Below are 12,784 nucleotides of genomic sequence, written 5' to 3' on the forward strand. Positions count from 1 at the left end.
CCTCCTCTCCACCTCCTCCCGGAAGGCCCACGATGACCACCGCACTCCTGATCGTCGACGTGCAGAACGACTTCACCGAGGGCGGCGCGCTCGCCGTCACAGGCGGCGCGGCCGTCGCCCAGGACATCACCGCGCATCTGGCGGCGCACGCCGACCGGTACTCCGCGGTGCTGGCCTCCCGCGACTGGCACGAGGGCGACTCCGACAACGGCGGCCACTTCGCGGTGGAGCCGGACTTCGTCGACAGCTGGCCCGTCCACTGCGTCGCCTGCACGGACGGCGCGCGGTTCCACCCGGCCCTGGACACCGCTCTGATCGACGTGCAGATCCTCAAGGGGCAGGGCCGCCCCTCCTACTCGGCCTTCGAGGGCACGACGGAGGCGGGCGAGGAGCTCGGCGCCGTGCTCGCGGAGCGGGGCGTCACCGCGCTCGACGTCGTGGGACTCGCGACCGACCACTGCGTGCGCGCCTCGGCGCTCGACGCGCGACGGGCGGGGCTCGAGGTCCGCGTGCTCCAGGACCTGGTCGCAGGCGTCTCCGAGGAGGCGAGTGCCGCGGCGCTGCGCGAGCTGACGGAGGTGGGAGTCCGCGTCGAGCGGTCCGTCTGAGCGCTCGTCCCTCCACAGGGCTCAGGGAGGCGCAGGTCCTCGCGGCTCCCGGCGACCACGCCCCCGGAGCGATCGCCCGTCCTACACTGGGAGGACGAGAAGCTCCTCCTGGCGCGGTCTGCGCGCTCCGATCCGAAGAAGTGGTTCCCTCCTGTGACTGATTCCGTCGCGTCCCGCGCCGCCGAGACCGCTCTGCTCGCCCGCATCCCCACGCAGCTGCTGATCGGCGGTGAGTGGGTGGACGCCTCCGGCGGCGGCTCGATCGACGTCGAGGACCCGGCCACCGGAGCGGTCCTGATCTCGATCGCCGACGCGACTCCGGAGGACGGGGTCCGGGCGCTCGACGCCGCCGTCGCCGCCGGTCCGTCGTGGGCCGCGACGGCGCCGCGGAAGCGGGGCGAGATCCTCCGGCGGGCGTTCGACCTCCTGCAGGAGCGCACCGAGGAGTTCGCGCTCCTGATGGCGCTCGAGATGGGCAAGCCGGTCGCGGAGGCGAGGGGCGAGGTCGTGTACGGCGGCGAGTTCCTCCGCTGGTTCAGCGAGGAGGCGGTGCGCATCAGCGGACGCTACGGAGTCTCGCCCGAGGGCAGCGGCCGGATGATCGTCTCGCAGCACCCGGTGGGCCCCTGCTACCTCATCACCCCCTGGAACTTCCCGCTCGCGATGGCGACGCGGAAGATCGCTCCGGCGCTGGCGGCGGGCTGCACCGTCGTCGTGAAGCCGGCCGAGCTCACTCCGCTCACCACGCTCGCCTTCGCGGCACTGCTCGCCGAGGCGGGGCTCCCCGACGGCGTGCTCAACGTGGTCACCACGTCCTCGGCGGGAGCCGTGTCGGCTCCGATCCTGTCGGATCCCCGCCTGCGGAAGGTGTCCTTCACCGGCTCCACGCCCGTCGGGCGCACGTTGCTGCAGCAGGCCTCCGAGAACGTGCTGCGGACCTCGATGGAGCTGGGCGGCAACGCGCCCTTCGTCGTGTTCGAGGACGCCGACCTCGACCGGGCGGTCGAGGGCGCGATGCTCGCGAAGTTCCGCAACATCGGCCAGGCCTGCACGGCCGCCAACCGCTTCTTCGTGCACGAGTCGATCGCCGAGGAGTTCGCCGCGGGGATCGTGGAGCGCGTGCGCGCTCTGCGCGTCGGCCGCGGCACCGAGGACGGAGTGACCATCGGCCCGCTGATCGACGAGCGCGCGGTCGAGAAGGCGTCCGCGCTGGTGGAGGACGCAATCTCCCGCGGCGCGCGCCTGCTCACCGGCGGCGATCGGATCGAGGGGGCCGGCCACTTCTACCGGCCGACCGTGCTCGCGGGGGTCGACCGGGAGAGCGAGATCCTGCGCACCGAGATCTTCGGCCCGGTCCTCGCGATCGTGCCGTTCACCGACGAGGACGACGCCGTCGCGCTCGCCAACGACACCGAGTACGGACTGGTGTCCTACGTCTTCACGCGCGATCTCGCCCGCGGTCAGCGGATGATCGAGCGGCTCGCCACCGGGATGATGGGCCTCAACGTCGGCGTGGTGTCGAACGCGGCGGCGCCCTTCGGCGGGGTGAAGCAGTCGGGCCTCGGTCGCGAGGGCGGACTCGAGGGGATCCACGAGTACCTCAGCACCAAGTACACGCTCACCCCCGACCCCTTCGCCTGATCCGGTGGAGCGGATCGAGGTCACCGCGCTCGACGACCCGAGGCTGCGCGACTACGCCCACGCCACGGACGTCGCGCTGAAGAACGCCCGCGGCCCGCACGGCCTGTACATCGCGGAGTCGGCGCTCGTGCTCGAGCGCGCGATCGCCGCCGGGCACCGGCCGCGCTCGGTGCTCGCCCTCGGCGGGTCGGCCGGTGAGGCCGAGCGCCTGGTCGGCCGCTTCGACGTCCCCGTCTTCACGGGCCCGGGTGAGCTCCTGGCCGAGCTCACCGGGTACACCCTGCACCGCGGCCTGATCGCGGCGCTGGACCGGCCCGTGCTGCCCGACCCGGCCGGCCTGCTCGCGGGAGCGCGCCGCGTCGTCGTGCTCGAGGACGTGGTCGACCCGACGAACGTCGGCGCGATCTTCCGCTCCGTCGGGGCCATCGGAGCCGATGCCGTGCTGGTGACGCCGCGCTGCTCCGATCCGTACTACCGCCGCGCCATCCGCGTGAGCATGGGAACGGTCCTCCAGGTGCCCTGGACGCGCGTCGGCGACTGGCCGTCGACGCAGCGGCTCCTGCACGGAGCGGGCTTCACGATCGCGGCGATGGCTCTGACCCCGGAGGCGGTGCCCCTGCGGGACTTCGCCGCCCGCGCTCCGGACCGCGTCGCCCTCGTGCTCGGCACCGAGGGGCAGGGTCTCACCGCCGACGCGCTCGCCGCCGCCGATGTCGCCGTCCAGATCCCGATGCGGCACGGGATCGACTCGCTCAACGTCGCCGCGGCGTCGGCGGTCGCGATGTGGGCGCTCGCCGAGCCCTCCTGAGAGGCGCGCCTGTGCCCCGTTGGGGGTGCCACTGGGGCGTGAGAGCGCGCCCAGCGCTCGCCGGAAGCATCGACTGCGCTACCGTGGCCGCACTCCTGCCCGCAGCCGTCACGAACGAGGTCGTCCATGCTCCTGCGCACGACGCTCCGCCCGCCCGTCGCGCTGCTCGTCGGAGTCGCGCTCGCACTGAGCCTCACCGCCTGCTCCGGTCCCGCCGCGGAGGTGCCGGACGGGACCGTCCGCGACTCGGGCTCCGTCGCGACCGCCGCCCCGGCGCCCACCGGCACAGCCGATCCCGAGAGCGGCGCGCGCATGACCCGCCTGATCAGCGACTGCCTCGCCCGCTACAGCCTGAGCGACCGGCCGCCGCTCGCGAGCCCGCTCGCGGAGGAGGAGGTCCGCGTGGCGGCGCAGCGCGCCCGGGACGCCTACGACGCCACCCTGACCGACTGCTCGGCGCAGGCACTCGCGTCCGGAGAGCCGAGCAGTGATCCGACGGGGGAGCCCGGCAGCGAGCCGACCGACGAGCCCGACGCCGACTCCACCCCCGCTCCGGCGGGCTGACCGTGCGACTCGAGGGGACGTCCGCGCTGATCGCGGGGGGAGCATCCGGACTGGGAGCCGCGACGGCGACGGCGCTCGACGCCGCAGGAGCGCACGTGGTCGTGCTCGACCTGCCGCACGCGGTGGAGGCCGCGCGTCTGCCCGCCTCCGTGCAGCTGATCGCCGGGGACGTCCTCGATCCGGACGCCGTCTCGCGCGCCGTGGAGGCGGCGGGGGAGCTGCGCGTCGCCGTGAGCTGTGCGGGCGTGGCCACACCCGGGCGGCTGCTCGGACGCGACGGGCCGCTGCCGCTCGAGCAGTTCGACCGGGTGCTGCGGATCAACACGACCGGGACGCTCAACGTGCTGCGCCTCGCCGCGGCGTCGATCGCCGAGCGGGAGCCGATCGATGGGGAGCGGGGAGTCCTGGTCACGACCGCCTCCGTCGCCGCCTTCGAGGGGCAGATCGGACAGGCGGCCTACGCCGCGTCGAAGGGAGCCGTGGCGGCGATGACCCTGCCGCTCGCGCGCGAGCTCGCGGCCCGGCTCGTGCGCGTGGTGTCGATCGCACCGGGCACGTTCGACACGCCCCTGCTCGCCGGGCTGCCGGACAGGGCCCGCGAGGCGCTCGGCTCGGCGACGCCGCATCCGGCCCGCCTCGGACGCCCCGAGGAGTTCGCGGCCCTGGTGCGGCACATCGTCGAGAACCCCATGATCAACGGCGAGACCATCCGGCTCGACGGGGCCCTGCGGCTGCCGCCGCGCTGAGGGACGAGCGGGCGCAGGCTGCCGGGCGAGACGTGCGGGCGTCTCGACACGCCGCTGCGCGGCTGGTCGACCGGCATGAGGCAGCGGCGGTCGCGAGACGCCGCTGCGGCGTCCGTCAGACGAGCAGCTGGTGCTTGGCGAGGTCCCGGTAGAGCGGCGTCGACTCGACGAGCTCGGAGTGGGTGCCGACTCCCACGACCTCGCCCTTCTGCAGCACGACGATGCGGTCGGAATCGACCACCGTCGACAGGCGGTGCGCGATCACCAGCAGGGTCCGGTTCTCGGCGACCGCGTCGATCGCCAGGCGCAGGCGCTGCTCGTTGAGTCCGTCGAGGCTCGACGTGGACTCGTCCAGCAGCAGGATCGGCGGGGCCGCCAGGAGCGCGCGGCCGATCGCGAGGCGCTGACGCTCACCGCCCGAGAGCATCACTCCGCTCTCGCCCACCGGCGCGTGCAGGCCGAGCGGGTTGCGCTCGAGCACGTCGGTCAGGTTCACCGCCTCGAGCACCCGGAGGCAGTCGGCGTCGTCGGCGTCGGGGCGGCCGAGGACGAGGTTCTCGCGGATGGTGCCGGCCAGGACCGGGGCGTCCTGCTCGACGTAGCCGATCTGCGCGCGGAGCGCGTCGCGGTCGATGGCCGTGATGTCGACACCGCCGAGTCGGACGACGCCGGTCTCCGGGTCGTAGAACCGCTCGATGAGGGCGAGGATCGTGCTCTTGCCCGCTCCCGACGGCCCGACCAGGGCGGTGCGCTTGCCGCGCGGCACGGTGAAGGAGACGCCGCGCAGGACGGTGCGGTCGCGCTCGTCCGCTACGGCCGCCGCGTCGGGCACGGCGCCCTCCTCGTAGGAGAACACCACGTCCTCGAAGGAGATGGCCTCCTCCGCCACGCCGGCGCCGAGGCCGCCCGCGGAGGCGTCGCCGTCGCCCTCGATCGGCAGGTCGATGATCTCCTGGATGCGGCCGAGGGCGCCCAGCGCCGAGTTCACCGAGGTGATGGCGCCGATGAAGTTGCCGAGCGGCATCACCATCATGAAGAGGAAGAGGATGAACGAGACCAGCTGGGCGATGTCGATCGCGCCGGACGCGACGCGGTAGCCGCCGACGCCGAGGACGGCGAGGAAGGCGACCTGCATGGCGATCCCCGCCACCGGCACCACGAGGGCCGAGACGTGCGCGACGCGGATCCCGAGGCGGTACGCCTCCGTCGCGTGCTGGTCGACGACCGCGATCTCGCGATCGGTGGCTCCGGCGGCACGGATCGTCCGGACGGCGCTGATGGCGCGCTCGACGGCCGCGGCCAGATCGCCGACCTTCTCCTGCGCCTTGCGGCTGGCGGTGCGGATGCCGCGGCCGAGGGTCAGCGCGAGCCCGAGGGCCACCGCCACCACCGCCACGATGATCAGCAGCAGCACCCAGTCGATGACGGCCATCGCGATGATCGCGCCGACGAAGACGAGGGAGCCCGCGATCGAGTCGACGAGCCCCTGGGTCAGCACCGCGCGCAGGAGCGTGGAGTCGGAGCCGACGCGCGAGACGAGGTCGCCGGTGCGGCGCGCGTCGAACTCCCGGATGGGGAGGCGCAGCAGCCGTGCGACGAGGCGGCGGCGGCTCGAGAGCACGATCCCCTCGCCGGTGCGCTGGAGCAGGTAGTGCGCGAAGCCCGAGATGAGCCCGGAGGCCACGACCAGGCCGACGAGGGCCCACACGAGCGGGCCGAGATCGAGACCGGACTGGACCCGGGTGATGACCTGGCCGACGAGCAGGGGCTGGCCGAGGCTCGCCGCCGCTCCGAACAGACTGAGGACCACGACGACCGAGAGGATGCCGCGGTGCTCGAGCAGGTAGGGCACGAGCTGCGAGAAGGAGGCGCGGGGTCCGTCGTCGCGGGAGGGTCGTCGTCCGCCGCGCCGGGAGGTGGTGGTGCTCATCGCCGTCCATTCTGCCCCGTCGTCGCTGCGAGCAGGCCGCCAGAGGGCGGGCCCGGTGCTCAGGGAGGGAGCGGAGACGCGGACGGCCCGCCGGGGGATCCCGTCGGGCCGTCCTCTGCAGGGAGTCCTACGAGACGTTGTCGTGGTACGACGCGTTCTTCGTCTCCTTGGAGAGCAGGAGCGCGATCAGCGTCAGCACGGCCGCGGCGCTGAGGTAGAGGCCGACCAGCACGGTGCTGCCGCCCGCCGCCCTCCACAGCGCGACCGCGATGATCGGCGCGAGGGCCGCTCCGAGGATCGACGCGAGGTTGTACGCCATCGCCGAGCCGGTGTAGCGGACGTTGGTCGGGAACAGCTCGGGGAGGACGGCGCCCATCGGGCCGAAGGTCAGGCCCATCAGCGTGAAGCCGAGGATCAGGACGGCCATGACGCCCGCGAAGCCGGCGCTGAACAGGGGCACGAAGAGCAGGCCGAACACGAGGATCGCCGCGGTCACCACGAGCAGCGTCCGCCGGCGGCCGAAGCGCTCCGCGAGCGGGCCGGAGACGAGCGTGAAGATCCCGAAGAACACCACGCCGACGATCAGCATGACGAGGAAGTCGTTGCGCGTGTAGCCGAGGCCCGGAACCGCGCCGTCGACGGGTGAGGTGCCGTAGGTCAGCGTGAACGTGGTCATCAGGTAGAAGAGCACGTAGGTCGCCAGCATGATGAAGGTGCCCAGGATGAGCGGGCGCCAGCTGGTGACGAAGACGCGGGCGAGGGGCAGCTTGGCGACCTCGCCCTTCTCGACGACCTTCTGGAACGCGGGCGTCTCGACGAGCTTGAACCGCACGTAGAGCCCGATGATCACGAGCACGGCGCTCGCCAGGAACGGCACGCGCCAGCCCCAGGCCGCGAACGTCTCGTCGCTCATCGTGCTCGCGAGCACCAGGAACAGGACGTTGGCGACGATGAAGCCGATCGGTGCGCCCAGCTGCGGGAAGGTGCCGTAGATGGCGCGCTTGCCGGCCGGTGCGTTCTCGGTCGCGAGCAGCGCGGCTCCGGACCACTCGCCGCCGAGGCCGAGGCCCTGGCAGAAGCGCATCACGACGAGCAGGAACGGAGCGAGGAACTCCCAGCCGGGCGTGAGCGCGGTGGGCAGGCAGCCGATCAGGAAGGTCGCGACGCCCATGGTGAGCAGCGAGGCGACGAGGGTGCCCTTGCGGCCGATGCGGTCGCCGAAGTGGCCGAAGATGATCGACCCGATCGGGCGCGCGATGAACGCGACGCCGAAGACGGCGAAGGAGGCGAGGAGGGCCGTGGCCGGGTCCTCGTTGACGAAGAAGAGCGACGGGAAGACCAGGACCGCGGCGGTCGCGTAGGCGTAGAAGTCGTAGAACTCGATCGAGGTGCCGATGAGGCTGGCGAGGATGACGCGGCCGCGGGAGTTCTGCGGGGCGGCTGCTGGCGCGTCGGAGACGGCGGGAGAAGACATGAGGGAGAGGCTCCGTGTGGACGGCGACTCCCCCTGAGCCGGCGGGGCGGGGCGTCGATCGGGCGTCGCGGACCGCTGGGGCGAGGGGGAGGAGAGAGGGGTCGCTCGTGACGACCCGACCACTTTACTCCGTGTTCTCCCAGGTTCGTGTGCGGGCGGCCCCAGGACGGGGGCCGCCCGCAGTGGTTCAGCTGCGCAGCGAGCGGAGGAGCAGAGCGGTCGAGACCGCCGCCTCGGCCGCCTCGCGCCCCTTGTCCTCCTTCGAGCCGGGAAGGCCCGCGCGATCGATGCCCTGCTGCTCGGTGTCGAGGGTGAGCACGCCGAAGCCGACCGGCTTGCCCGTCAGGATCGAGACGGTGGTGAGCCCGGAGGTGGCGGCGTCCGAGACGTACTCGAAGTGCGGGGTGCCGCCGCGGATGATCACGCCGAGGGCGACGACCGCGTCGGCCCCCGCCTCCAGGGCCGCCTTCGAGGCGACGGGCAGCTCGAACGAGCCGGGCACGCGCACGAGCGACCAGGACGCTCCGGCCTCGTCGAGGGCTCGGCTCGCTCCGGCGATCAGACCGTCGCTGATCTGCTCGTGCCAGGTCCCCGCGATGACGACGACGCGCAGTCCCGCGCCGTCGAGAGGGGAGGTGGTGGGGGCGCCGCTACCGGCCATTGCTACTCCTTCGTGGTGGCGCCGGCGATCCCGGCGTCGAGGGCGAGGCCGGAGATCCCGGCGTCGAGGGGGTCGTGGTCGAGGACGCTGTCGAGGGTGTGGCCCATGCGGTCGCGCTTGGTCTCGAGGTAGCCCTCGTTGAAGGCGCCGACCCCGACGACGAGCGGCACGCGCTCGGCGACGACGATGCCGCGGTCGGTGAGCTGGCGGACCTTCTCGGGGTTGTTGGTGAGCAGGCGCACCTCGGTGAGGCCGAGGTCCTCGAGGATCCCGACCGCCGCTCCGTAGTCCCGCGCGTCGGCGGGGAGCCCGAGGGCGAGGTTCGCGTCGAGTGTGTCGAGTCCGTCCTCCTGCAGGCGGTAAGCGCGCAGCTTGTTGATCAGGCCGATGCCCCGGCCCTCGTGCCCGCGGAGGTAGACGACGACGCCGCCGTCCCGCTGGATCGTGTCGAGGGCGGCGTCGAGCTGGGGTCCGCACTCGCACTTCAGCGAGCCGAACGCCTCGCCGGTCAGGCACTCGGAGTGCACGCGCACCAGTGCGGGCCGCCCCGCGGCGACCTCTCCCGCGAGGATCGCGACGTGATCCGCTCCGGTCTGCCGGTCGCGGTAGGCGCGGATGCGGAACGGGCCGTGGGTGGTCGGCACCGTGGTCTCGACCTCGAAGCTCACCCGCGCGCTCTCCGGGACCGCGACCGTGACGGGCACCTCCGCGTCGCAGTGGAACTCCTGCAGGTACGCGATGAGGGCCGCGACCGTGGTCACCGGCACGCCCTCGCGCTCGCCGAGAGCGATCAGCCCGGGCAGCCGCATCATCTCGCCGTCCTCGGCGACGATCTCGGAGATCGCGCCCACGGGGTACAGGCCGGCGAGCTTCATCAGGTCGACCGCCGCCTCCGTGTGCCCGTCGCGCTCGCGCACGCCGCCGTCGACGGCGCGCAGCGGCAGGATGTGGCCGGGGCGGTTCAGGCGGGAGGGGGTCGCCTCGGGGTCGGCCAGCACGCGGAGGGTGTGCGCGCGGTCGGAGGCGCTGATGCCGGTGGAGAGCCGGTCGGCCGCGTCGACGGACAGCGTGTAGGCGGTGCCGCGCGGGTCCTCGTTCTCGACCACCATCAGCGGCAGGGCGAGGCGGTCGGCGATCTCGTTGGTCATCGGCGCGCAGATGAACCCGGAGGAGTGGCGGACCATCCAGGCGATCGTCTCCTGGCTGGCGAGCTGGGCCGAGACGATGACGTCGCCCTCGTTCTCGCGGCCCTCGTCGTCCGCGACGATGATCGGGCGCCCGGCGCGCAGCGCCTCGACGGCCTCGGGGATGGTGGCGAGGCTCATGAGCGGGCCTCCGCGATCGAGCGCAGTGCGAGCATCCGCTCGACGTGGCGGGCCAGGACGTCGGTCTCGATGTTGACCCGATCGCCGATCGCGCGCGCGCCCAGCGTGGTGACGGCGAGCGTCTCGGGGATCAGCGAGACCTCGAACCACTGCTCCGGGTCGGCGGCGGGGCTGATCGCCGAGACGGTCAGCGAGACGCCGTCGACCGCGATCGAGCCCTTGTCGACGACGAGCGGAGCGATCTCCGCCGGCAGCGAGAACCGCAGCACCCGCCAGGCCTCGCCCGGTGCGATCGCGAGCAGCGTCGCCGTGCCGTCGATGTGGCCCTGGACGATGTGGCCGCCGAGCCGGTCGCCCACCAGCGCGGCGCGCTCGAGGTTCACGGGGTCGCCGACACCCACGGTGTCGAGGGTCGACATCCGCAGGGTCTGCGCCATGACGTCGGCGGTGAAGCCTTCGTCCGTGTGCTCGACGACGGTGAGGCAGACGCCCGAGACCGCGATCGAGTCGCCGTGCCGCACGCCCTCGACGGCGAGCGGCCCGCGGATGCTGAGGCGGATCGCGTCGGCGCCCGCCTCGACTGCGGTCACGACGCCCTTCTCCTCGATGATTCCGGTGAACATCAGTGGGTCTCCATCTGCAGGGCGTGGGGGAGGCGGGCCGGGGTGCCGGCACCGCCCGCGGGGAGGACGTCGGGGCGCGCGGTCACGAGGAGGTCGTCGCCGAGGATCTCGACCGAGCGGAGGGAGAGGCGCCGGGCCCCGCCGATGCTCTCCACGCCGAGGTCGCCGAGCGCGAGGCGGGGGCCCCCGAGGAGCGCGGGCGCGAGGAACACGAGGTACTCGTCGACCAGTCCGGCGGCGACGAGCGCGGAGGCGAGGGTCGGTCCGGCCTCGACGTAGACGCTGCGGATCTCGGCGGAGTAGAGGTGCGCGAGGACCGCGGCGAGGTCGCGGGTGCGCTCGACCACGACGGCGCGGGGGTGCTCGTGCAGGCGGGCGCCCGGCGGCACGGGGCGCGTGCCGACGACGACGGCCACCGGCTGGTGGGCGAGGAGCTCGCCTCCGTCGCGGCGGGCGGTGAGCGCGGGATCGTCGGCGAGGACGGTCCCGGTGCCGACGAGGATCGCGTCGTGCGCGGCACGCTGCTCGTGCACGCGCTGACGGGCCGCCGCTCCGGTGATCCAGCGGCTGCTGCCGTCCGCCGCCGCGGTGCGGCCGTCGAGGGTCGAGGCCCACTTGAGCGTGACGAAGGGGCGGTGCAGGCGGGTCGCGGTGAGCCACGGGTGGAGGAACTGCTCTCCCTCCTCGGAGAGCACGCCCTCGATCACCTCGACGCCGGCCTCGCGGAGGGTGCGACCGCCGCCGGCCGAGCGCTCGCCCGGGTCCGGCACGGCGTAGACGACGCGGGAGACGCCCGCCTCGATCAGGGCGCGGCTGCAGGGGCCCGTGCGCCCGGTGTGGTCGCACGGCTCGAGCGAGACGACGGCCGTCGCGCCGTCAGCGGCGCCCGCCGCGACGTGCGACAGGGCGTCGACCTCGGCGTGCGCGGTGCCGGCTCCGTGGTGCCAGCCCTCGCCGAGGACGGTGCCGTCGGGCGCGAGGATCACGCAGCCCACGCGCGGGTTGGGTCCGCGGGCGGGCCCGCGCTCGGCGAGCGCCAGCGCCCGGCGCATCGCGTGCTCGTAGTCGATCGTCATTCCCGGTTCTTCCGTTCGTCGCCGAACTCCGGGGTCTCGATCGACGGTGCGCGGGCACCGTCGCTCAGCATCGCGCGGTGATGCGCGACGCTCGTGCTGCCTCTCCTCCGGACTTTCACCGTCGGTCCTGGAGTTCCACCAGGTCAACCGCCGCCCCTCTCGAGGGGCTGCGGCTCGCGGACTGTGACCGCCGGTTCGGAATTCCCACCGACCCCGGAGCACGTGCTGTCCGGTCAGCCTACTCACCCGCCGCCCGGAGGGAGCCTCCGCGCGTCACACTCCCGGCGCACGGTCGGCTCCGTGCGTCCCGGAGCCCGTCGGCGCTGCGGTCGCCCGTCGTCTCCGCACGGTGGACGGCCGCGCTGCGTCCCCTCCGTCGATCACTCTTCGTTTGCCGTAGATGTCGGTTGCATCCCAAATTGGATAGTCCGATCGTTCGACTCCGGTTGGCGTATACCGGCCGGGCTGGTCAGACACGGAATGTCCTCCACCGGCGACGGAGATTTTCGCCGCTCAATGGCGCGACGAGAATCTCCGTCGATCGAGGCTCCGATGTCAGCTCTCCCGCTCCTCCGCGCGCATGCGCCTCCTAGCGCGTCGAGCTACCTCCACGGTAAAAGCAGTGAGGACCAGTCCCGTTCCAGGCCCGACGAAGGGCGTGAGAACGGCGCGTGCATCGGTGAACCAGAACAGAAGCAATAGAACCGCTGTACCGCCGAACAGCAGAAGCGCCAATCCTCCAAGGATGGGATTGCGCAATTCTCGGCGTATCGCCCGACTGAGATCGTGATCAGAGGCCATTGAATCTCCTTCGCTGTTCTTCGCGCGCTCTAACAGCGCTGGATGACCGGGTGCAGAGAGCCACCTATAGTGAGGTAGCGTGCGCCGAGGCACTGGCCAGAGTTGTTCGCTTGAACTGCGGCGACGTGGAATACGGCGCCGTAAGCGCCGCACACCGCTCCGAGGGCGGCGAATGCGGCCGTCATTGATCCGCACAGTAATCCTGCCGCTGCTGCGGTAGATTGCGACGCGGTTTTCGTCTCGGTTCTGTTGAGCATGATTGTACAGAATGCGATGTCACAGGCGAGGCTGGGGTCGGCGACCACGGGATAGGATGCGCCCGTGTGATGCACTCTCTGCACCAGCGTGCCGCCGTCGATCGAGAAACTGGTCCTGACAGGAGCGCCGGTGGAATCTGAGGCCCAGGCCGGATTTATGAAGTTGACGGTCCGTCCGTGTGAATCCTTCACCGCAACCGAGTGGTCGATGAACTCAAGGATGGCGGGTTCTCCATCCACGGTCACGTCGAATCTGTAATCAGATGGGGC

At 72.4% G+C, this 12,784-nt stretch carries 12 protein-coding genes and 1 riboswitch; of the genes, 5 read left to right on the forward strand and 7 right to left on the reverse strand.

Annotated features, from left to right (window positions below; translation table 11 throughout):
* Positions 1-32: 32 nt before the first annotated feature.
* The 5 genes from C5C56_RS08395 (at position 33) to C5C56_RS08415 (ending at position 4,367) form a co-directional block, all read left to right on the forward strand.
* Positions 33-608: an isochorismatase family protein gene (locus C5C56_RS08395; RefSeq protein WP_104319386.1), complete on the forward strand. Its 576-nt coding sequence runs from the start codon at positions 33-35 to the stop codon at positions 606-608.
* Between the two features lie 153 nt (positions 609-761).
* On the forward strand, positions 762-2,249 hold the full coding sequence (locus C5C56_RS08400; RefSeq protein WP_104319387.1) for an NAD-dependent succinate-semialdehyde dehydrogenase: 1,488 nt from the start codon (positions 762-764) through the stop codon (positions 2,247-2,249).
* Between the two features lie 4 nt (positions 2,250-2,253).
* Positions 2,254-3,057 (forward strand): RNA methyltransferase, encoded by an 804-nt coding sequence (locus C5C56_RS08405; protein ID WP_104247333.1) that lies wholly within the window; start codon positions 2,254-2,256, stop codon positions 3,055-3,057.
* Positions 3,058-3,183: 126 nt separating this feature from the next.
* Positions 3,184-3,621, forward strand: a complete 438-nt coding sequence (locus tag C5C56_RS08410; protein WP_104319388.1) for a hypothetical protein — start codon at positions 3,184-3,186, stop codon at positions 3,619-3,621.
* Positions 3,622-3,623: 2 nt separating this feature from the next.
* Positions 3,624-4,367, forward strand: coding sequence for an SDR family NAD(P)-dependent oxidoreductase (locus C5C56_RS08415; protein WP_104319389.1), 744 nt, complete (start codon positions 3,624-3,626; stop codon positions 4,365-4,367).
* Positions 4,368-4,482: 115 nt separating this feature from the next.
* Here the strand turns inward: C5C56_RS08415 and C5C56_RS08420 are convergent, their stop codons facing one another.
* The 7 genes from C5C56_RS08420 to C5C56_RS17490 form a co-directional block, all read right to left on the reverse strand.
* Positions 4,483-6,297, reverse strand: a complete 1,815-nt coding sequence (locus tag C5C56_RS08420; protein ID WP_104319390.1) for an ABC transporter ATP-binding protein — start codon at positions 6,295-6,297, stop codon at positions 4,483-4,485.
* A 127-nt stretch (positions 6,298-6,424) separates the two neighbouring features.
* Positions 6,425-7,771 (reverse strand): MFS transporter, encoded by a 1,347-nt coding sequence (locus tag C5C56_RS08425; RefSeq protein ID WP_104268883.1) that lies wholly within the window; start codon positions 7,769-7,771, stop codon positions 6,425-6,427.
* A gap of 187 nt (positions 7,772-7,958) precedes the next feature.
* Entirely contained in the window at positions 7,959-8,432 is a 474-nt protein-coding gene (gene ribH, locus C5C56_RS08430) for a 6,7-dimethyl-8-ribityllumazine synthase (RefSeq protein WP_104250609.1), read from the reverse strand.
* A 2-nt stretch (positions 8,433-8,434) separates the two neighbouring features.
* On the reverse strand, positions 8,435-9,757 hold the full coding sequence (gene ribA, locus C5C56_RS08435) for a GTP cyclohydrolase II (RefSeq protein ID WP_104222225.1): 1,323 nt from the start codon (positions 9,755-9,757) through the stop codon (positions 8,435-8,437).
* Positions 9,754-10,380 (reverse strand): riboflavin synthase, encoded by a 627-nt coding sequence (locus C5C56_RS08440; protein WP_104319391.1) that lies wholly within the window; start codon positions 10,378-10,380, stop codon positions 9,754-9,756. The genes ribA and C5C56_RS08440 overlap by 4 nt, the downstream gene beginning before the upstream one ends.
* The gene (gene ribD / locus C5C56_RS08445; RefSeq protein ID WP_258065628.1) at positions 10,380-11,456 is read right to left on the reverse strand and encodes a bifunctional diaminohydroxyphosphoribosylaminopyrimidine deaminase/5-amino-6-(5-phosphoribosylamino)uracil reductase RibD; all 1,077 of its coding nucleotides are present in this window, start codon (positions 11,454-11,456) and stop codon (positions 10,380-10,382) included. The genes C5C56_RS08440 and ribD overlap by 1 nt, the downstream gene beginning before the upstream one ends.
* Positions 11,457-11,547: 91 nt before the next feature.
* A riboswitch (FMN riboswitch) is annotated at positions 11,548-11,680 on the reverse strand.
* A 606-nt stretch (positions 11,681-12,286) separates the two neighbouring features.
* The gene (locus C5C56_RS17490; protein ID WP_146086461.1) at positions 12,287-12,760 is read right to left on the reverse strand and encodes a hypothetical protein; all 474 of its coding nucleotides are present in this window, start codon (positions 12,758-12,760) and stop codon (positions 12,287-12,289) included.
* Positions 12,761-12,784: the final 24 nt, after the last annotated feature.

Origin of the sequence: Rathayibacter sp. AY1D1, from assembly GCF_002932635.1 — a bacterium.
Taxonomy (GTDB): Bacteria; Actinomycetota; Actinomycetes; order Actinomycetales; family Microbacteriaceae; genus Rathayibacter.

Bases quoted from the DNA above. Each gene is read 5' to 3' on its own strand.
- C5C56_RS08395 (WP_104319386.1), top strand. From the start codon at position 33: ATGACCACCGCACTCCTGATCGTCGACGTGCAGAACGACTTCACCGAG.
- C5C56_RS08410 (WP_104319388.1), top strand. From the start codon at position 3,184: ATGCTCCTGCGCACGACGCTCCGCCCGCCCGTCGCGCTGCTCGTCGGA.
- C5C56_RS08420 (WP_104319390.1), bottom strand. From the start codon at position 6,297: ATGAGCACCACCACCTCCCGGCGCGGCGGACGACGACCCTCCCGCGAC.
- C5C56_RS08425 (WP_104268883.1), bottom strand. From the start codon at position 7,771: ATGTCTTCTCCCGCCGTCTCCGACGCGCCAGCAGCCGCCCCGCAGAAC.
- ribH (WP_104250609.1), bottom strand. From the start codon at position 8,432: ATGGCCGGTAGCGGCGCCCCCACCACCTCCCCTCTCGACGGCGCGGGA.
- ribA (WP_104222225.1), bottom strand. From the start codon at position 9,757: ATGAGCCTCGCCACCATCCCCGAGGCCGTCGAGGCGCTGCGCGCCGGG.
- C5C56_RS08440 (WP_104319391.1), bottom strand. From the start codon at position 10,380: ATGTTCACCGGAATCATCGAGGAGAAGGGCGTCGTGACCGCAGTCGAG.
- ribD (WP_258065628.1), bottom strand. From the start codon at position 11,456: ATGACGATCGACTACGAGCACGCGATGCGCCGGGCGCTGGCGCTCGCC.